General features: G+C 46.4%; 10 protein-coding genes, 3 rRNA genes and 2 pseudogenes. 14 read left to right on the forward strand and 1 reads right to left on the reverse strand.

Annotated features, from left to right (window positions below; genetic code table 11):
* The 12 genes and pseudogenes from dnaA to rrf all read left to right on the forward strand — a co-directional run bounded on the left by dnaA (position 1) and on the right by rrf (position 17544).
* Positions 1-1353 (forward strand): chromosomal replication initiator protein DnaA, encoded by a 1353-nt coding sequence (gene dnaA / locus ACDE64_RS00005; protein WP_411344549.1) that lies wholly within the window; start codon positions 1-3, stop codon positions 1351-1353.
* Between the two features lie 213 nt (positions 1354-1566).
* On the forward strand, positions 1567-2709 hold the full coding sequence (dnaN, locus tag ACDE64_RS00010; RefSeq protein ID WP_411344550.1) for a DNA polymerase III subunit beta: 1143 nt from the start codon (positions 1567-1569) through the stop codon (positions 2707-2709).
* Positions 2710-3012: 303 nt separating this feature from the next.
* Complete coding sequence (yaaA, locus tag ACDE64_RS00015; RefSeq protein ID WP_411344551.1) at positions 3013-3231, forward strand: S4 domain-containing protein YaaA; 219 nt, start codon at positions 3013-3015, stop codon at positions 3229-3231.
* 17 nt (positions 3232-3248) lie between these two features.
* Complete coding sequence (gene recF, locus ACDE64_RS00020; protein ID WP_411344552.1) at positions 3249-4361, forward strand: DNA replication/repair protein RecF; 1113 nt, start codon at positions 3249-3251, stop codon at positions 4359-4361.
* Between the two features lie 15 nt (positions 4362-4376).
* The gene (remB, locus tag ACDE64_RS00025; RefSeq protein ID WP_322907167.1) at positions 4377-4628 is read left to right on the forward strand and encodes an extracellular matrix regulator RemB; all 252 of its coding nucleotides are present in this window, start codon (positions 4377-4379) and stop codon (positions 4626-4628) included.
* Positions 4629-4679: 51 nt separating this feature from the next.
* Positions 4680-6600 (forward strand): annotated as a pseudogene (gene gyrB, locus ACDE64_RS00030) (DNA topoisomerase (ATP-hydrolyzing) subunit B).
* A gap of 364 nt (positions 6601-6964) precedes the next feature.
* A pseudogene (locus ACDE64_RS00035) lies at positions 6965-9225 on the forward strand (DNA gyrase subunit A); the annotation flags it as partial.
* The gene (locus ACDE64_RS00040) at positions 9214-10023 is read left to right on the forward strand and encodes a DNA gyrase C-terminal beta-propeller domain-containing protein (RefSeq protein WP_411350382.1); all 810 of its coding nucleotides are present in this window, start codon (positions 9214-9216) and stop codon (positions 10021-10023) included. The pseudogene ACDE64_RS00035 and the gene ACDE64_RS00040, both read left to right, overlap by 12 nt.
* Before the next feature lie 769 nt (positions 10024-10792).
* Entirely contained in the window at positions 10793-11860 is a 1068-nt protein-coding gene (locus ACDE64_RS00045) for an HD-GYP domain-containing protein (protein WP_411348602.1), read from the forward strand.
* 769 nt (positions 11861-12629) lie between these two features.
* Positions 12630-14181 (forward strand): 16S ribosomal RNA (locus ACDE64_RS00050).
* 258 nt (positions 14182-14439) lie between these two features.
* Positions 14440-17365, forward strand: a 23S ribosomal RNA gene (locus ACDE64_RS00055).
* A 62-nt stretch (positions 17366-17427) separates the two neighbouring features.
* A 5S ribosomal RNA gene (gene rrf, locus ACDE64_RS00060) occupies positions 17428-17544 on the forward strand.
* The 16S, 23S and 5S rRNA genes sit together here, the layout of an rRNA operon.
* Before the next feature lie 242 nt (positions 17545-17786).
* Here rrf and ACDE64_RS00065 read toward each other — a convergent pair.
* Positions 17787-18311, reverse strand: a complete 525-nt coding sequence (locus ACDE64_RS00065) for a hypothetical protein (RefSeq protein WP_411348603.1) — start codon at positions 18309-18311, stop codon at positions 17787-17789.
* 662 nt (positions 18312-18973) lie between these two features.
* On the opposite strand from ACDE64_RS00065, the gene ACDE64_RS00070 reads away from it, so the two are divergent.
* A complete protein-coding gene (locus ACDE64_RS00070; protein WP_411348604.1) occupies positions 18974-21007 on the forward strand; it encodes an aminotransferase class I/II-fold pyridoxal phosphate-dependent enzyme in 2034 nt (677 codons plus the stop codon).
* A gap of 105 nt (positions 21008-21112) precedes the next feature.
* The gene (gene tmk, locus ACDE64_RS00075; protein WP_411348605.1) at positions 21113-21775 is read left to right on the forward strand and encodes a dTMP kinase; all 663 of its coding nucleotides are present in this window, start codon (positions 21113-21115) and stop codon (positions 21773-21775) included.
* Positions 21776-22304: the final 529 nt, after the last annotated feature.

The raw sequence follows: 22304 nt of genomic DNA on the forward strand, positions 1-22304 counted from the left end.
GTGGACAGCCATACCTCCGAATTATGGCAGCAAATACTATCGATTATTCAGACAAAGCTCAGTAAGCCGAGTTTTGACACCTGGTTCAAGGCAACCAAAGCGCTGACATTTACGGAAAACTCAATCGTTATCTCAGCACCGACCACCTTCGCCGTTGAATGGCTAGAAAGCCGGTATACCAAACTAGTCAGCTCTACGGTTTTTGAATTTTTGGGAAGACAGGTTGATGTGAAATTTGTCATTGAGGAAGCTGTTCCGGAAGAAGCTCTCATCCCGCAGCAGGCACCGGTTCAACCGGCAGTCGTGCAGGCAGAGGAACCACTCGCCAACATGCTGAATCCCAAATATACATTCGATACATTCGTCATAGGGGCGGGCAACCGTTTTGCCCATGCAGCCTCGCTTGCGGTCGCCGAAGCGCCTGCCAAAGCATACAATCCGTTGTTTTTGTACGGTGGTGTCGGTCTTGGCAAAACGCATTTGATGCATGCGATCGGTCACTACATTTTGCAGCACAATCCGAATAGCAAAGTAGTGTACATTTCCTCGGAGAAATTCACGAACGAATTTATCAACTCAATTCGTGACAACCGTGGGGAAAGCTTCCGCAACAAGTACCGCAACATCGACATTTTACTGATCGATGATATTCAATTTTTGGCGGGTAAAGAATCGACGCAAGAGGAATTTTTCCACACATTTAATGCGCTGCATGAGGAAAGTAAGCAGATCATTATTTCCAGTGACCGACCGCCGAAGGAAATTCCAACACTGGAAGAACGACTACGTTCGCGGTTTGAATGGGGTTTGATTACGGATATTCAGCCGCCGGATCTAGAGACGCGGATTGCGATTTTACGAAAAAAAGCCCGCGCCGAAAATCTCGATATTCCGAATGAAGCGATGATGTATATCGCCAATCAGATCGATACGAACATCCGTGAGCTAGAAGGCGCTCTCATCCGCGTTGTCGCATATTCGTCGCTGACGAATCAAGATGTGACCTCGCATCTGGCAGCGGAAGCGCTGAAGGATATCATTCCTTCCAGTCGTCCCAAAATTATTACCATTCAGGACATTCAGCAGCGAGTTGGCGAATATTACAATCTCAAGCTGGAGGATTTCAAAGCGCGCAAACGGACCAAAGCTGTTGCCTTTCCACGGCAAATTGCCATGTATCTGTCTCGCGAGCTGACCGATTATTCTCTGCCGAAGATTGGAGAGGCTTTTGGTGGACGTGACCATACAACCGTAATTCACGCCCACGAGAAAATCACCCAATCGCTCAAATCCGATCAGGAATTATTTAAGGTGGTCAACAATCTGATGGACAAGATCAAAAATCCATCCTGAACAACAACAAGCCTATACACACTTTATACACATGTGGATAGGCTTAATTTTATGCCGTCATGACTGGGCTGAGATGGGTTATCCACATATTCACCGCCCCTACTACGATTACTACTATATTTTAAATATATACTTCTTGCTAAAACGCACCTCACGGTGCATCGGTATAAAAGATATCGCAAAGCATGAATGATGCTGATTAGGAGTGAAACTATGAAAATCCAAATCTCGAAAACCTATCTGAATGAATCGATACAACATGTATCCAAAGCTATTTCCAGTCGCACAACGATCCCGATCCTTAGCGGTATCAAATTTGATGTGAGTTATTCAGGTGTAACCCTCACCGCCAGTGATACCGACATTTCGATCCAATCGTTTATCCCGGCAGAAGATGCAGATAAGACGATTGTGCAGATCGACCGCCCAGGCAGCGTTGTTTTACCAGCCAAATTCTTTGTTGAAATTATCAAAAAACTCCCATCCCAAGAAATCGAGATGGAAGTCAAAGATGGATTTCAAACATTTATCCGTGCAGGTGCTACCGACATCCAATTGGTTGGTCTGGACCCGGAAGAATTCCCGGTACTACCAAACATCGAAGAAAATCAGCAAATTTCCGTTCCTGGTGATCTATTGAAAAACATGATCAAACAAACGGCATTTTCCATTTCCACACAGGAAACAACACCAATCTTGACTGGTGTTCTGTGGAATCTCGTAGAAGGCGAATTGAAATTTGTCGCAACCGATCGTCACCGTCTCGCCAGCCGCACCGTTCATCTGAATGACGAAACGACTGTTCGTTTTAGCAACGTAGTTATCGCTGGTAAAACGCTAAATGAATTGAGCAAAATCATCCCGGACCAAAATCAGCTGCTAGACATCGTCGTTGCTGACAACCAAGTACTGTTCAAAATCGACCGTGTATTGTTCTATTCCCGCATTCTGGACGGCACATATCCGGATACATCCAAAATCATCCCGACCAGTTTCAAAACAGAGCTGGTGATGGATACGAAAAAACTGGCAGATTCTATTGATCGTGCCTATCTGTTGTCCCGCGAAGAGAAAACAAACATCGTACGCATGCAAACGCTGGAAAATGGCGCTGTTGAAATTTCCTCCAGTTCTTCCGAACTCGGTCGTGTCACCGAGCAACTAGATATTGCGCGTTTTGAAGGCGAGCCACTGCGCATCTCGTTCAACTCCAAATATATGCTTGATGTACTGAAAGTGATCGAAAGCGAGCAATTGTCGATCCAATTTACCGGCATTATGAGTCCGATCATCATCAAGCCACTGGATGAAAGCCGCAGCCTATATATCATCCTGCCATACCGTACAACGAACTAATATGCATAAATAAACAGGTTTATACATTTGCGAAACGTCGTCTCAAAAACTTATGCACATGTGTATAACCATTTGCTTTGCATGTCCACTCCACAAAGACATGTCATTTCAGGCTGCCCTCGCGGCAGCCTTTGGCATGCTCTTTATCTACTGCCTTATGGCAAAATAACGAAAAATAGCCGGGTACTTTGCCCATAACCGTAGTAGTGCATGCTTGGACTATGGTATGATGCAAAGACCTGGCTATTCATTTCTGAGCGGCCCTATTAATCAGTCATCCCGAAAGGACGGTTTATCCCTATTATGAAAATGATTTCGATTTCGACGGAATATATTAAGCTGGATCAATTTTTGAAGTTAGCGGATTGCGTATCCACAGGCGGAAGCGCCAAAGCCTTATTGCAAGAACAGATGGTCAAAGTGAACGGAGAGCCGGAAGAGCGTCGCGGTCGCAAGCTGTATGCCGGAGATGAAGTCGATGTGCAAGGTGAGGGCAAATTCAAGGTTCAACGTGAGCAATAAGCCGGAGGATCGTACTGATGTTCATTAACCAAGTTAGCCTACAACATTATCGCAATTATGAGCATCTACAGCTGGATTCCTTTGCACCAGTCAATCTGTTTATCGGACAGAACGCACAGGGCAAAACGAATCTGATCGAAGCGCTGTTTGTGCTGGCGCTATCCAAGTCACACCGGACGAACAAGGACAAGGAATTGATCTCCTTTGATTCCGATAGCGCTCGGATTACCTGCGAAGCGGACAAAAAGTATGGCAAGGTCAAACTGGAGCTCAACTTTTCCGCACGAGGGAAAAAGGCAAAGATTAACGGGCTAGAGCAGCGCAAGCTGAGCGATTTTATCGGTACGATCAATGCGGTTATGTTCGCGCCAGAAGATCTGGAGATCGTCAAAGGCTCGCCGGGCATTCGCCGCCGTTTTCTAGATATGGAGATCGGACAGGTACAGCCGAGCTATTTGCATCACTTGCAGCAGTATCAGAAAGTGCTTGTACAGCGCAACAATTTTCTGAAGCAAGCGTGGAGCTCAGGCAGTAAGGACAGCACGATGCTGGATATCTGGAATGAGCAACTGGTCGAACATGGCGTACGAATTGTCAAAAAGCGCAAGCAATTTATCCACAAGCTTCAAGGCTGGGCGGAAAATATCCACATGGGGATAACTGGTGGCAAAGAGAAACTGCTGCTATCGTACGTCCCGTCATTTGGCGAATCGGAAGAAGAAGATGAAGCTGTCTTATTTGAGCAATTTATGATAAAATTATCACAAGTGAAAGAACAGGAATATCGCCGTGGCGCGACTCTGGCAGGTCCACATCGAGACGATTTGACCTTTCACATCAACGGCAATGAAGCCGCTGTTTTTGGATCGCAAGGTCAGCAGCGCACAACCGCTTTATCGCTGAAACTGGCTGAAATTGAATTGATTCACGAAGAGATCGGAGAATATCCGATTCTTTTGCTGGACGACGTTCTATCCGAACTGGACCCTTATCGTCAAACCCAGCTGATTGAGACATTTCAGGACAAAGTGCAGACTTTCATCACAGCGACCGGAATCGAGAGTATCAATGCCGGACGTTTGAAGGAAGCCCAGATTTTCCATGTCCAGCAGGGGCATATTGAGAAATAAGGGAGGCCCGTTCTTATGTATATTCACCTGGGCGGCGAGAAAATTATCCGTTTTTCCGAACTTGTAGCTATTTTTGATATATCGATTGAGAAGTCTTCCAAAATCTCCAAGCAGTTCGTCAGCTTTGCCCACGAAGACAAAAAGGTCGAAGCAATCGGCGAAGAAGAACCAAAGTCGATTGTAGTCACCAAAAACAAAGTGTATTACTCTCCCATTTCCTCTGCCACGCTGAAGAAGCGTACCAATAGCTTTTTGATGAATGCATAACTGCAACCGCTGCGTGTGGTTGCCTTAAAATACAGAAGTAGGTGAAATGTCATGTCGACGAATCAACCGGCTTATGATGCCAGTCAGATTCAGGTGCTTGAAGGTTTGGAAGCCGTTCGTAAGCGTCCGGGTATGTATATCGGATCGACCAGCTCCAAAGGCCTGCATCACCTGGTCTGGGAAATTGTAGATAACAGTATTGACGAGGCGTTAGCCGGATACTGTGACCATATTGAAGTAACCATCCACGAAGATAACAGCATCACTGTTGTCGATAATGGACGCGGAATCCCGGTAGGCGTGGAAGCAAAAAACACAGCGCTCCGCGCTTGAAGTCGTTATGACCGTACTGCATGCCGGCGGTAAATTTGGCGGCGGCGGATATAAAGTATCCGGCGGTTTGCACGGTGTCGGTGTATCCGTTGTAAATGCACTGTCCGAACATGTGCGCGTTGTAGTCAAAACAGATGGCAAAGTCCATCAGCAAGAATACAGACGTGGTGCGCCTGTCGAAGATATCAAAGTACTTCGCGAGATGAATGACGACGAAGGCACAGGTACAACCGTAACATTTCGTCCAGATGCGGAGATTTTTACTGAAACGACCGTATACGATTACGATACGTTATTAGGACGGATTCGTGAGCTGGCTTTTCTGAATAAAGGTATTGCTCTGAGTCTGACTGATGAACGTACTGGCGTGTCCAACAGTTTCCGTTATGATGGCGGTATTATCGAATACGTGCAGTATTTGAACCAGAATCGGGAAGTCATCAACGAGCAACCGATCTATGTAGAAGGCATGCGCGATCAGATTCAGATCGAGATTGCGTTGCAATATAACGAAGGCTACACGGAGAACATTTACTCCTTTGCCAACAACATCAATACCCATGAAGGCGGTACGCACGAATCCGGCTTCAAAAGTGCTCTGACGCGGATCATCAATGATTATGCACGCCGTAACGGATTGCTCAAGGACAACAACGGCAATCTGACCGGTGAAGATGTGCGCGAAGGTTTGACGGCGATCATTTCCGTGAAGATTCCTGAACCGCAGTTTGAAGGTCAAACCAAAACCAAGCTCGGCAACAGTGAAGTTCGCGGTATTGTAGAATCCCTCTTCTCTGAGAAGTTGCAGGAATTCCTGAACGAGAATCCTTCCGTGGCACGCCGCGTACTGGACAAATCGCTTCAGGCATCCAGAGCGCGTGAAGCGGCTCGTAAGGCACGCGAACTGACACGCCGTAAGAGTATACTGGAAGTCAGCGCATTGCCAGGTAAACTGGCAGACTGCTCGTCCAAGGATGCATCCATCAGCGAACTGTATATCGTTGAGGGTGACTCTGCCGGCGGTTCAGCCAAACAAGGTCGCGATCGTCATTTCCAGGCAATCTTGCCGCTGCGTGGTAAAATTCTGAACGTAGAAAAAGCACGTTTGGATCGTATTCTCGGCAACGCTGAGATTCGTGCGATTATTACGGCGCTCGGTACTGGTATTGGCGACGAGTTTGATCTGTCCAAGGCGCGTTACCACAAAGTCATCATCATGACCGATGCTGATGTCGACGGCGCGCATATTCGTACGCTGCTGCTGACTTTCTTGTATCGGTATATGCGCCAGATTATTGAGGCAGGTTATGTGTATATCGCTCAGCCTCCATTGTTTAAAGTGGAGCGTAACAAAACGGCAGTATACGCCAACTCGGAAAGAGAACGCGACGAGATCATCGCTGGTTTTGGCGAAAATGCCAAATTTAACGTTCAGCGCTATAAAGGTCTGGGTGAGATGAACGCTTCCCAGCTGTGGGAAACGACCATGGATCCCGAAAGTCGCGCAATGCTGCAAGTGAGCATTCAAGATGCCATTCTTGCTGACGCCATCTTTGATACACTAATGGGCGACAATGTAGAACCGCGCCGCGACTTTATCCAAGAAAATGCCAAATACGTCAAAAATCTCGATTTCTAACGAGAAAATAGCGTAATTATACAAATGACAGAGGAGCATCTGCCACACGGTGGATGCTCCTTTTGCTTTTTAGAACGCTTTGTCCGGTATCGATAAATATTTTGTGATTTTTGATTGGAAAAGTGCTGCAAATAGCGCGAAAACACAGGACATTACACGAAAAAAATGGTATAATAAAGTGATGTAGCACCGGGCATAACATCATCATTTGATCGCCCCTGAGGCGAGTGCTTTTAACCCCCATACTGGTGACAGGAAACTTATTTTTATACAAAGACCGGCTGGAGTGTAGAAGTCTCCATGACCAGGTCAACAAGCATCCATTTGTGCAAACGAAGGCTGCAATAAGGAGGCTAGGCTTAGCATGGCGGAAGAGAAGTTTTCGCAGATCAAAGACCGGGATATCGGTACAGAGATGCGCGAGTCCTTTATGGACTATGCGATGAGTATTATCGTCAGCCGGGCTTTGCCTGATGTACGCGACGGTTTGAAGCCTGTACATCGGCGTATTTTATTTGCGATGTCGGAACTCGGCATGGCACCGGACAAACCTTACAAAAAATCGGCGAGAATCGTCGGCGAAGTAATCGGTAAGTATCACCCACACGGTGACTCTGCCGTATATGAAACGATGGTACGGATGGCGCAGGATTTCTCCATGCGTTATATGCTAGTCGACGGTCACGGTAACTTCGGTTCTGTCGACGGCGATATGGCGGCAGCGATGCGTTATACTGAGGCACGTATGTCGAAGATGGCGTTGGAAATGCTACGTGATCTGAACAAAGATACCGTCGATTTTATCCCCAACTATGATGGGGAAGAGCGCGAACCAGTTGTACTGCCAGCTCGTTATCCCAACCTGCTCGTAAACGGCGTTTCGGGGATTGCGGTTGGTATGGCAACGAATATTCCGCCTCATAACCTCGGCGAAGTGATTGATGGCGTACAGGCGATGATCGAGAATCCAGATATTACGTCTATGGAGCTTATGGATTATATCCATGGACCAGACTTCCCGACTTCGGGTTATATTCTGGGTCGTTCCGGTATTCGTCAGGCTTATCAGACAGGTCGTGGTTCTATTACGATGAGAGCCAAGGCAACCATTGAGGAAAATAACAATAAAGCACGGATCGTCGTCAACGAGATTCCGTATCAAGTCAACAAAGCGCGTCTGGTTGAGAAGATCGCTGAACTTGTTCGCGAAAAACGGATCGAAGGCATTACCGATCTGCGTGACGAGTCTGATCGTAACGGGATGCGGATTGTTGTTGAGTTGCGTCGCGATGTGAATCCAAGCGTCGTGCTCAATAACCTGTACAAGCATACTGCGATGCAATCCACATTTGGTGTGAATATGCTGGCGATCGTGAACAACGAACCGAAGCTGCTTGGTCTGCGTGAAGTGATTTATCATTACATTCAGCATCAGATCGAAGTGATTCGTCGCCGTACTGAATTTGAACTGAGAAAAGCAGAAGCTCGCGCGCATATTCTTGAAGGTCTGCGTGTTGCACTGGATAACCTGGACGAAGTTATCGCCCTGATCCGTGCCTCTCAGACAAGCGAAGCGGCACGAGAAGGTTTGATTGAACGTTTCTCACTCAGTCAAGAACAGTCTCAAGCGATTCTGGATATGCGTCTGCAACGTCTGACTGGACTGGAACGCGACAAGATTGAGAATGAATATAACGAACTGCTGCGTATGATTGCTGAATATCGCGATATTCTAGCGAATGAATACCGCGTACTGGAGATCATTAGCGAAGAGCTGAATGAGCTCATATCAAACGTTCTCCGGTAACGACGTATCGTAGCCAGCGTCGTGGTGGACGCGAGTGATGGGTGTGGATATGAAAGATCAGGACTTTGTCCAGCATCTGTTCGTAACCAATTCTCACCATCATCTGCTGTTCTTTACGGACAAAGGTAAAGTATATCGGATCAAAGCATACGAGATTCCGGAACTCGGTCGTACTGCACGCGGAACACCGGTGATCAACCTGATTCAGATCGAACAGGGCGAATCGGTCAATGCCGTCATCCGGTTCAGGACTTTGAAGGGCGACCCAGTATCTGTTCTTTGCCACCCGTCAAGGTGTAGTGAAGAAAACGGCGTCTGGATGACTATACGAACATCCGTAAGGGTGGTCTGATTGCCATCAATATGCGTGAGATGATGAACTGATTCAGGTCAAACTGACCGACGGCAAGCAGGGACATTATTATGGGTACAGCGTACGGCATGTCCATTCGTTTTAACGAGAATAATGTTCTGTTCGATAGGAACGGTTTGGCGATGAGCGTCGTACTGAGATTACGGTTGGTGAAGAAAGTATTCTTGACGAGGATCTGATTCCGCAGGAAGAAGTTGTCGTCACCGTCACTCATACCGGTTATATCAAACGTTCTCCGGTAACGACGTATCGTAGCCAGCGTCGTGGTGGACGCGGAGTGATGGGTGTGGATATGAAAGATCAGGACTTTGTCCAGCATCTGTTCGTAACCAATTCTCACCATCATCTGCTGTTCTTTACGGACAAAGGTAAAGTATATCGGATCAAAGCATACGAGATTCCGGAACTCGGTCGTACTGCACGCGGAACACCGGTGATCAACCTGATTCAGATCGAACAGGGCGAATCGGTCAATGCCGTCATCCCGGTTCAGGACTTTGAAGGCGACCAGTATCTGTTCTTTGCCACCCGTCAAGGTGTAGTGAAGAAAACGCGTCTGGATGACTATACGAACATCCGTAAGGGTGGTCTGATTGCCATCAATATGCGTGAAGATGATGAACTGATTCAGGTCAAACTGACCGACGGCAAGCAGGACATTATTATGGGTACAGCGTACGGCATGTCCATTCGTTTTAACGAGAATAATGTTCGTTCGATGGGACGTAGCGCTACCGGGGTCAAAGGTATTACTCTGGATGAAGGCGACCGTCTGGTTGGTATGGATCTGATTCAGGACGACCTCAAAGTATTGATCGTTACTGCCAAAGGTTATGGGAAACGCACACCAGGCGAAGAATATCGTCTGCAAACGCGTGGCGGTAAAGGGATCAAAACGATGAACGTGACTGACAAAAATGGTGAGCTGTCCGGTCTGAAAGTCGTTGGCGAAGATGACGATCTGATGATCATCACGACCAGCGGTACACTGATTCGTATGGGCATCGAGACGATCTCCACGATGGGTCGGAATACGCAGGGCGTACGTCTGATTCACATCCGTGATGAAGATTCAGTAGCAACTGTATGTATTACCGAGAAGAGCGAAGAGCCAAAAGAAGATGAACTAGAAGAAACCAATGCAGATGGAACAGAAACAACGGAAGCATCCGCAGTGGTAGACAACAGTGAAGGTTCCGATGATGCTCTAGCAGCAGACGAAGGCGACACAACAGAAGAGTAATATATTCTGCAAATAAATAATCTGTAAGCCTCAATTATCATAATTAGTAATGGATACGTGAACTTGTAAAAGCTAGTTTACCATCCACTGTCATAATCAAAAGAGCATGAACCTTAGCCTGAATACAGGCGAAGGGTTCATGCTCTTTTATTTTACATGTATATGATAATGCTATAACTAGTCCAATACACAATCACATACCAATGAACCCACCTATACAGCGCCAATCAATCGATCTATCAAGCATGGGATGGTAATTAACCTACTTTATAACTAATAAATTGAATAAATAGATTGTATTATAGGTCTTTAGATGCTAATATATGTACATAATTATAAGTCATAGTACCTATATGTAATTAATTGTAATTTTTATTGCAATCATCTTCTTTATTCTTTCCTACTCTATTCCCCTCTATATACTGCTTTTCTAAAGTACTAGTATCTCATTTTGATCCCAGATAGCGATATTCCAATCAATGATACAAGCGGTTTTCGATTACATACATCATGTGCTGATACACCGATGTCCGTTTTGTAGCTACTCCAATCTTTATATAACTCAGAGCTCTGTCCTAATCAACAATTGTCTATTTGATCAAGATGAAGTGGTATCAGATTCTTTCTGATCCTTCCTGCATTCTTTCTGGACGTATGTAACCGTCTCCACGATTACGTATAGTGTCTGTTTATGTAAAAGCTCCTGTGTTTGTCGTGTCCCATTGTATAGAACATGATCACCTATCCCTTATGAAAAGAGGTTATCCGTATGGTCCTGACTCCAGTATCCGAATTAAAGCCTGGTACTCGTCTGAATAACGATGTATTCACCGAGAAAGGTAATTTGCTACTACCAAAAGGTAAAATGCTATTACCACGCGATTTGACTGTTTTGCAGGCGTTTCTGATTGAAGCGATTGATAATGAGAGACCCGCTCCACCGGCAGCAACAGATACGCCCCTTATTTTGGAATCAACGACGATCAAGCGTCCAGAACGTGTGTCATTTGAACAATCGTATACCTCTATGGTACATATGATCAAACAATGCTTTCAATCTGCATTGGCACAGGATATTCCCGTATACAAACTGCGTACCGGGCTAGAGCAGCTGATCTCACATTCCCGTCACTACAATATCCTGACTTTTTATCCAGCACAGATGAAGCAGGATGAGTATATATATCACAATGCATTGTTGACTAGCTTAACCTCTTATCGAATCGCCAAATGGATGGGTGTCCCTGAGAATGAAGGTATGCAGGTCGCGCTTGCAGGTCTATTCCATGATATCGGTAACATCCGTGTCGATCCCGATATTTTGTACAAACCATCGCGTCTTGAGCCATCCGAACTCGATGAGATGCGTCGTCATACATTATATGGGTACGAAATCTTGAAAAAAGTAACCGGTATTAACGAAGGTGTCAGACTGGCAGCACTTCAACATCATGAGAAAGTCGATGGATCGGGCTATCCTCTTCGTTTGGATCATACACGCATTCATGTTTATGCTCGTATCGTAGCCGTAGCGGATATTTTTCATGCAATGACTCTATCCAAAAATTATCGTAAAGCCCAATCTCCTTATCTTGTACTGGAACAATTGGAAAGCGAATCCTTTGGCAAACTGGATCCTGCGGTCGTTACCACCTTTATCCGCAAAGTCACCCAGTTCCATAATGGTACAAGCGTACGTCTTAGTAACGGAGCAATCGGCAAAATCGTATTTTCCGACCGAGATCATCCCACTCGACCGATGGTTGCAGTCAATGAAACAATCTACAATCTAATCGAAAACCGCAAACTGCACATTCAATCTGTATTGCAGCACTAAGTGGGATAGCGATGATTTACAATCAATCCTATACAATAATGAAGATCATCGTAAAAGAGTATACAGACTATATAAAACACGCCAATCCTTCTATTTGTATCTGTATCCATTTCTATAAAATCTTCTATACAAGGCGCACGAGAGGCTTTGCATTTGAAAATTGTGAATGAAAGAGCTGGAATCTAACAGCAATACGATCCAAGGTAGATATTAAAACTCCTAAAGCATTCCCGTTTGCTGGGAATGCTTTTTATATTCAAAAGTCTTACAGCACCTGTTCTCGAATCTCTTTTATCTTCTAAATATGTATTACATCTATTATAAAGAAAGACAAATGACAACTCTCATAGCTATTCTATTATTGATGATCTAGAAGAGCAGAATGCCATCTGAACAGAATGGACAACTATACGGCAAATATATAAGATGCAAGCTAGTTAAAAAGAAATGGGTAAAAAGGTGTTGACTTACTCGATTAATCCATGGTATAGTCTTTTTTACAAGCCTTTTACAAGCCTTTTACAAGCCTTTTACAAGCCTCTGTCGTTTCTATGATGAGTTACATCATTGAGAAAAACAACTTCGAAAAAAGTTGTTGACAGCAAGCTAGCGAGGTGGTAAGATATAAGAGTTGCTGCGAGAGACAATGCAGCATACGAAAGAGCTTGATCTTTGAAAACTGAACAACGAGTGAGTGAAGAACTTAGGTTCTTCAAACAATAGAGAACAGCAATGTTCTCGCCAGCAAGAAATGAGCAAGTCAAACACTTTTATGGAGAGTTTGATCCTGGCTCAGGACGAACGCTGGCGGCGTGCCTAATACATGCAAGTCGAGCGGAATCGATGAGAAGCTTGCTTCTTTGAGATTTAGCGGCGGACGGGTGAGTAACACGTAGGCAACCTGCCCTTTAGCCTGGGATAACTACCGGAAACGGTAGCTAATACCGGATACGTTCGATGTCCGCATGGACGACGAACGAAAGACGGAGCAATCTGTCACTGAAGGATGGGCCTGCGGCGCATTAGCTAGTTGGTGGGGTAACGGCTCACCAAGGCGACGATGCGTAGCCGACCTGAGAGGGTGATCGGCCACACTGGGACTGAGACACGGCCCAGACTCCTACGGGAGGCAGCAGTAGGGAATCTTCCGCAATGGGCGAAAGCCTGACGGAGCAACGCCGCGTGAGTGATGAAGGTTTTCGGATCGTAAAGCTCTGTTGCCAGGGAAGAACGTTTTCTAGAGTAACTGCTAGAGAAGTGACGGTACCTGAGAAGAAAGCCCCGGCTAACTACGTGCCAGCAGCCGCGGTAATACGTAGGGGGCAAGCGTTGTCCGGAATTATTGGGCGTAAAGCGCGCGCAGGCGGTCATGTAAGTCTGGTGTTTAATCCCGAAGCTCAACTTCGGGTCGCATCGGAAACTGGGTGACTTGAGTGCAGAAGAGGAGAGTGGAATTCCACGTGTAGCGGTGAAATGCGTAGAGATGTGGAGGAACACCAGTGGCGGAGGCGACTCTCTGGGCTGTAACTGACGCTGAGGCGCGAAAGCGTGGGGAGCAAACAGGATTAGATACCCTGGTAGTCCACGCCGTAAACGATGAATGCTAGGTGTTAGGGGTTTCGATACCCTTGGTGCCGAGTTAACACATTAAGCATTCCGCCTGGGGAGTACGGTCGCAAGACTGAAACTCAAAGGAATTGACGGGGACCCGCACAAGCAGTGGAGTATGTGGTTTAATTCGAAGCAACGCGAAGAACCTTACCAGGTCTTGACATCGGAATGACCGGTACAGAGATGTACCTTTTCTTCGGAACATTCCAGACAGGTGGTGCATGGTTGTCGTCAGCTCGTGTCGTGAGATGTTGGGTTAAGTCCCGCAACGAGCGCAACCCTTATGCTTAGTTGCCAGCACATCATGGTGGGCACTCTAAGCAGACTGCCGGTGACAAACCGGAGGAAGGTGGGGATGACGTCAAATCATCATGCCCCTTATGACCTGGGCTACACACGTACTACAATGGCCGGTACAACGGGAGGCGAAGCCGCGAGGTGGAGCGAATCCTAAAAAGCCGGTCTCAGTTCGGATTGCAGGCTGCAACTCGCCTGCATGAAGTCGGAATTGCTAGTAATCGCGGATCAGCATGCCGCGGTGAATACGTTCCCGGGTCTTGTACACACCGCCCGTCACACCACGAGAGTTTGCAACACCCGAAGTCGGTGGGGTAACCGCAAGGAGCCAGCCGCCGAAGGTGGGGTAGATGATTGGGGTGAAGTCGTAACAAGGTAGCCGTATCGGAAGGTGCGGCTGGATCACCTCCTTTCTATGGAGAATCGTCTTCTGCAATGAAGACATTCAAATATAAGTCGTTTGGGAAACCAGACGCGGGTCCCATGTGGATCGACACTCACTCGTTGTCAGTTTTGAAAGAGCAACCACTCTTTCAAGTTGATCCTTGAAAACTGGATACCGAAACGAAACATCGCGTTTTAGAAGACTGTTCTTACCAGACACTGTGCAAACAGGATCGGTAACGAAGAGTAATAATAGGTTCTTCTTTTGATAAGAAGACCACCAACTAGGTTAAGCTAGTAAGAGCACACGGTGGATGCCTAGGCGCTAGGAGCCGACGAAGGACGTGGCGAACAACGATAAGGCCTCGGGGAGCTGTAAGCAAGCTTTGATCCGGGGATGTCCGAATGGGGAAACCTCACTGGATTCATCTCCAGTGACTCACATCTGAATACATAGGATGTGCAGAGGCAGACGAGGGGAACTGAAACATCTAAGTACCCTCAGGAAGAGAAAACAAGAGTGATTCCGTCAGTAGCGGCGAGCGAACGCGGAACAGCCTAAACCAAGAAGCTTGCTTCTTGGGGTTGTGGGACGTCTCTTTGGAGTGACAAAGGAATATGGTAGATGAAGAGGTCTGGAACGGCCCGCCGTAGAAGGTGAAAGCCCTGTAGTTGAAAGTGTGTTCCCTCCGAGACGGATCCCGAGTAGTGCGGGGCACGTGAAACCCCGTATGAATCTGCCAGGACCATCTGGTAAGGCTAAATACTCCCTAGCGACCGATAGTGAAGCAGTACCGTGAGGGAAAGGTGAAAAGGACCCCGGAAGGGGAGTGAAATAGAACCTGAAACCGTGTGCTTACAACAAGTCAGAGCCCGTTTTAGGGGTGATGGCGTGCCTTTTGTAGAATGAACCGGCGAGTTACGTTCCCGTGCAAGGTTAAGGTGAGAAGCCGGAGCCGCAGCGAAAGCGAGTCTGAATAGGGCGACTGTAGTACGTGGACGTAGACCCGAAACCGGGTGATCTACCCCTGTCCAGGATGAAGGTACGGTAACACGTACTGGAGGTCCGAACCCACGCACGTTGAAAAGTGCGGGGATGAGGTGGGGGTAGCGGAGAAATTCCAATCGAACCCGGAGATAGCTGGTTCTCCCCGAAATAGCTTTAGGGCTAGCCTCGGAAGATGAGTCGCGGAGGTAGAGCACTGATTGGATGCGGGGCCCGCAAGGGTTACCAAGTTCAGTCAAACTCCGAATGCCGCAGACTTTATTCCGGGAGTCAGACAGTGGGTGCTAAGGTCCATTGTCGAAAGGGAAACAGCCCAGACCATCAGCTAAGGTCCCGAAGTGTGTGTTAAGTGGGAAAGGATGTGGAGTTGCCCAGACAACCAGGATGTTGGCTTAGAAGCAGCCACCATTGAAAGAGTGCGTAATAGCTCACTGGTCGAGTGACTCTGCGCCGAAAATGTAACGGGGCTAAACACACCACCGAAGCTATGGCTTGATGCATCGCATCAGGGGTAGGGGAGCGTTGAATGAGGATTGAAGGTGTACCGCAAGGAGCGCTGGACATCATTCAAGTGAGAATGCCGGTATGAGTAACGAAAAGATCAGTGAGAATCTGATCCGCCGAAAACCTAAGGGTTCCTGAGGAAGGCTCGTCCTCTCAGGGTAAGTCGGGACCTAAGGCGAGGCCGAAAGGCGTAGTCGACGGACAACAGGTTGAAATTCCTGTACCACCGAAAGCCGCTATGAGCAACGGGGTGACGCAGGAGGGTAGTGACGCAGGCTGATGGATGCCTGTCTAAGCAGTGAGACTTGTGTGTAGGTAAATCCGCACACTCCAAGGAAGCTGTGATGGGGAGCGAAATATATAGTAGCGAAGGTCATGATCTCACACTGCCAAGAAAAGCCTCTAGCCAGGAAGCAGGTGCCCGTACCGCAAACCGACACAGGTAGGTGAGAAGAGAATTCTAAGGCGCGCGGAAGAACTCTCGTTAAGGAACTCGGCAAAATGACCCCGTAACTTCGGGAGAAGGGGTGCCCCGGTAGTGTGAATAGCACGAGGGGGCCGCAGTGAAAAGGCCCAAGCGACTGTTTAGCAAAAACACAGGTCTGTGCGAAGCCGCAAGGCGAAGTATACGGGCTGACGCCTGCCCGGTGCTGGAAGGTTAAGGGGAGTGGTTAGTCTTCGGGCGAAGCTATGAACCGAAGCCCCAGTAAACGGCGGCCGTAACTATAACGGTCCTAAGGTAGCGAAATTCCTTGTCAGGTAAATTCTGACCCGCACGAATGGCGTAACGATTTGGGCGCTGTCTCAACGAGAGATCCGGTGAAATTTTAATACCTGTGAAGATGCAGGTTACCCGCGACAAGACGGAAAGACCCCATGGAGCTTTACTGCAGCTTGATATTGAACTGGGGTGCGATTTGTACAGGATAGGTGGGAGCCTAGGAAGAGGGAGCGCAAGCTTCCTTGGAGGCGCCGTTGGGATACCACCCTGATCGCATCTGAGTTCTAACCTAGTACCGTGATCCGGTACGGGGACCGTGTCAGGTGGGCAGTTTGACTGGGGCGGTCGCCTCCTAAAATGTAACGGAGGCGCCCTAAGGTTCCCTCAGAATGGTTGGAAATCATTCGAAGAGTGCAAAGGCAAAAGGGAGCTTGACTGCGAGACCTACACGTCGAGCAGGGACGAAAGTCGGGCTTAGTGATCCGGTGGTACCGCATGGAAGGGCCATCGCTCAACGGATAAAAGCTACCCTGGGGATAACAGGCTTATCTCCCCCAAGAGTCCACATCGACGGGGAGGTTTGGCACCTCGATGTCGGCTCATCGCATCCTGGGGCTGAAGTAGGTCCCAAGGGTTGGGCTGTTCGCCCATTAAAGCGGTACGCGAGCTGGGTTCAGAACGTCGTGAGACAGTTCGGTCCCTATCTGTCGTGGGCGTAGGAAATTTGAGAGGAGCTGTCCTTAGTACGAGAGGACCGGGATGGACGCACCGCTGGTGTACCAGTTGTTCCGCCAGGAGCATCGCTGGGTAGCTACGTGCGGACGGGATAAGCGCTGAAAGCATCTAAGCGTGAAGCCCCCCTCAAGATGAGATTTCCCAAGTTTAGTAAGACCCCTTGAAGACGACGAGGTTGATAGGTTGGGGGTGGAAGTGCAGCAATGCATGGAGCTGACCAATACTAATCGGTCGAGGGCTTATCCAAGATTCTAAACACGCGATGGATCGTTTCGGATTCAGTTTTCAGGTGATCAACACATCTGCACGTTTGGTGATGATGGCGGAGGGGTTCCACACGTACCCATCCCGAACACGACCGTTAAGCCCTCCAGCGCCGATGGTACTTGGACCGCAGGGTCCTGGGAGAGTAGGACGTTGCCAAGCGAACCAGCAAGACAGAGAAGAAAGACGTTGTCCTAATGGATAACGTCTTTTTTGTTGTATCATACTTTTGTTTGTTATTTGGGTCATTGTTGTTGGTTCTACTGTATGAACTTTGATTGATCTACATTTGCTTATTAGTTTATGAATGATAAAAGACGCTATCTATTGAGATAGCGTCTTTTTTATTGTTATTTACAATTATTCGATTTCTATCCATGACAATTGATGTGATGTCTTGTATATTAGCTGATGTAATAGGAAACATCTTCACGGCTTAGTTTTAACATACCATCTTTACGTTGGCGCATTAGACGCATCAAAATCAGCATGCGTGGGAGGCACAACCATAGATGCCATACGATTAGCGAGATGGAGAATGATACTGGCAACCACATAAATAGGACGGCTGTAAAGCAAAATCCGATCCAGGTGGTATGTAGGAGTACACGGCGGAATGTAGAGTAGCTCATATACTGGTCTGGCAAATAACCAATCCATGGATAGTGCAGCTGAAAACGCCATTTTTTGCGTAGATGGTTTACAGTCATAATCAGTACGGAACGTGAAATGACAAATTGAATCCATAACACAAGTGGGAAAGACAGTAGCCAGAAGCCGATACTTTCCCAAGAGAAGTAGAATACTTCAGCAATCAAAGCCACGACAGGCAAAAGTAGATATGTCCAGAACCAGGCTTTGGTAATCGGCCATTTTTTGATGAGTTTGTATTGATAAAATGTTGCATTTTCTTGTTGCTCTACTACCATATGGTTGCAATCCACCTTTCGATTCATATACATATAACTATGGATATGGTTTGTAGCGCAAATAAAGACATGTATGGGGAAGAAACTGATTGTTTGATTATAATGCGATGTACTATACGGTATATGCAATTTCTGGAATGGATCAATAAGAAAACAGTATGCCTTATGTATATCGGTTAAAAGATGACATGGATAGAGAGCACTTTGGAACCAATTTACAAGCAGATTAGCAGGCAAAAAGGTGCAGTATGGCTTGCATCATTCTGCAAGAACCGGGTAAGCGGGATGAACTTGTAATATAGCAGATTCCCTGCTTCTGCTATAATTATAATAAGGATAACTGGAAATCTACAATAAATTTATGTCCATGCTGGAAGAAATAATTGTAGAGCTGGAAATTAAGATCAATAATAACATATCTATTCGGCGGATAGCTGTAAATCATAGATAGATATAGCTACTAAATTATTATAGTGATTGGGAAAGTATAGATTGATCTTTGATCACTTGATGGATTTATAATTTACGAGATGGAGATGGAGATGGAGATGGAGATGGAGATGGAGATGGAGAGATTGAATTCTCTACATCTATCATATTGTATTTATAAGATATAAGTATATAGAGCAGAACGTAGACAAGATGGTAGGAGTGTTGGCAAAATGAAGGAGCATCAGCATCGAGAAGAAGAAGGAAAAGTGTGCATGCGGGCGCCATTGTATGAACGGTTAGTACAATATGCGCAATCCGGGCAGCGTAGTTATCATGTGCCTGGGCATAAAAACGGTGCAGCTTATGTTGAGTCACTATCTGAATTCCTAGAAGCTACACCGTTGCTTTCTGAATCTGGCACTGGCTTGGTGAATCAGTTGCATTTGGGTGGAGAACTACATGCGGGTAGAGAACTAGATGATGGTGATGGTACAGAGTGTGGCTACGATCTAGAATGCGATATGGAGTATTTGCATCATGTATTAAAAATTGATGTGACTGAGATTGAAGGTACGGACGATCTGCACCATCCAGAAGAAGTTATTCAGGAAGGGCAGAAGCTGGCAGCGCGTTGTTTTGGAGCGGAAGAAACACATTGGCTGATTGGCGGTAGTACAGTTGGAAATCTCGCGGTATTGTTGACCGTGTGTACACATCCGAATGATCTGATACTGGTGCAGCGTAATGTGCATAAGTCGGTTATTCATGGTTTGATGATGGCGGGAGCGCAAGCGGTATTTTTGACACCGGAACTGGATATACAAAGTGGGTTAGCTGTCATTCCTTCATTCAAAAGTATCAAACTGGCATTGCAGAAGTACCCTCAGGCGCGTGGTGTTCTACTAACATCGCCTAATTATTATGGAATGGGCAGAGATTTGACGGATATTGCCAAGCTCTGCCACGAGTATGGTGTACCTTTGTTAATTGATGAGGCGCATGGGGCGCATTATGGTCATCATCCACGTTTTCCACAGAGTGCGTTAGCGGCAGGAGCGGACGCGGTAGTGCAATCTACTCACAAAATGTTAACGGCGATGACGATGGGAGCGATGCTGCATGTGCAGGGTGAACTGCTGAATCGAAGTCTGCTTAAACAGCGTTTGACGATGATTCAAAGTTCTAGCCCGTCGTATCCACTTATGGCTTCGCTGGATCTGAGTCGTTATTTGCTGGAGAAGAATGGATCAGCTTGGTTTGAAATGGGATTAAAAGTACGGGATACGCTGGTAGATGGTGTAAAGCATATTAACTTTGTGGTGCGTAAGGAAGATGAAGTTATTTTTGAAAAGCAGGTTTTGGAAAGAATTGCTGGGCAAGACGATTATACAGCTGATGTTATTCAGGTTGTACAAGGGATTGAAGCGTCTCAGCAAAGTGAACATACAGATACTGATACTCGTTTGGCTCGGTTTGGTGTGCTGCATGAACCGTTAAGTATGTTACCTGAACAGAATCAGGAAATTGTATGTGAAGTAGGCGATACAGCGAATACAGCCGAAAACGATATAAAGTATAGATTGAATGAATATAGTGACGATACAGTTGATAAATACGCTAATCAAGTTAATCCGTTCAAAATCGATAAATACGGTCACGAGGTTGATGAACTCAAAGTTGATAAATATGGTCACCAGACTAATGTTTTCAAAGTGGATGAATACAGTAATCAGGTTGATCCGTTTAAAGTGGTACTGTATGATCGCGCAGGAATCTGGTCGGGGAGTGAATTGCAGGAGCAGTTGGAGCGATATGGATGCGTACCGGAGATGAGCGATGAGCGGTATGTTGTGCTTGTGTTTAGTGTAGGTTCGCGGATGGCAGATGCTGACGTATTGTTAGATGCACTAAGTCATATAGCAGCAGCTCATCCGATTGATCTGGCAGCGGCTTGTCATGCTTATTATGAAAGTGATGTTTGCGGCAATAGGGATCGGGAGATGGCAGATCTGATTTCTGAACCGGTCGCTTTTCATATGATTCCGATTCTGCCGGAGGATGTAGAATCAATTAAGCTAGAGCAGGCTGTAGATCGAATATGCGCGGAGATGATCATTCCGTATCCACCGGGGATTCCGATTTTGTATGCAGGCGAGCGGATTGGGGAGCAGATACATGGGCGACTACTTGGATTACGTGATCATGATATCAAAATTCAGGGTGCTGACGATGCTTCGCTTCATTATATAAAAGTATATCGTTGATTGAGCGATCGGATAAAACAACTTACGGTATAAAGAAACATACGTGCAGCAGGCAATGGTGTTAAAATAGAAGATGAACATGTTAGGGAAAGCAGGAGTATGAATATGACAGCAAAAGGTTTATTTATCGCGATTGAAGGTATGGATGGAAGCGGCAAAACAAGTCAACTGGAACGGATCAAGGCGTATCTGGTAAATCGGAATGTACCGTTTTTGTCGACCCGTGAGCCGGGTGGAATACCAGTATCGGAACAGATTCGCAGTGTGATTTTGAATGTGGAGAATACAATGAGCGGGCTGACAGAATGTCTGCTGTATGCGAGTGCTCGTCGTGAGCATCTAATGCAAAAGGTGATCCCGGCGCTGGAGGCAGATCAGCTCGTTATTTGTGATCGGTATGTGATGTCGTCCCTGGCGTATCAGGGGCATGGACGTCAACTCGGTAAAGCGGTACTCGATATTAATCGGATGGCTATCGAGGTGGAAGGTAAGGAGTACTGGGCGGATGTGAATGTGTATATTAATGTTCGTCCAGAAGTAGGGTTGCAACGTATCATGGCAAAAACGTCTGATCGTGAAATCAACCGACTTGATCTGGAAGCGATCGATTTTCATCATCGTGTGTATGAAGGCTACAAGCAGCTGACAGATACTTATGCGGAACGCTTTATTATCGTTGATGGCGAGCAGGATGAAGAAGCTGTATTTCAGGATATTCGTGTCGTATTAGATCGTTTGATTGCAGAGCGATTACCGGCTATAGATTGATATTGCTATATGCCAGTACTTTTGCAGTGAGTTAGCTGGCTAAAATAGGGTAATATAGTGTAATTGTTCATGACCAATACAACGCAATTGAATTGGAAACAGGCAAAATAAAGGATATTGCCTACCTTATGTCAAATAAAGTATAGACGGTTCTAGCGTTTGCGAATTTCAAACGCGGGGTGCAGTGAGAAATGATTTTTGCATTAGCAAAATATCTTACCTTTTCTAGCGTTTGTGATGTTCAAACGCGGGGTGCAGTGAGAAGTGATTTTTGCATCAGCAAAATATCTTACCTTTTCTAGCGTTTGCGAATTTCAAACGCGGGGTGCAGTGAGAAGTGATTTTTGCATCAGCAAAATATCTTACCTTTTCTAGCGTTTGCGAATTTCAAACGCGGGGTACAGTGAGAAGTGATTTTTGCACTAGCAAAATATCTTACTTATTTCAGCGTTTGTGATGTTCAAACGTAATGTTCAATCGAGAGTGATGTTTGGCAGTAGTGCAGCATCTTGTTTATCGAATTTTGCTT

It is taken from the genome of Paenibacillus sp. WLX2291, assembly GCF_046603665.1.
Classification (GTDB): domain Bacteria; phylum Bacillota; class Bacilli; order Paenibacillales; family Paenibacillaceae; genus Saccharibacillus.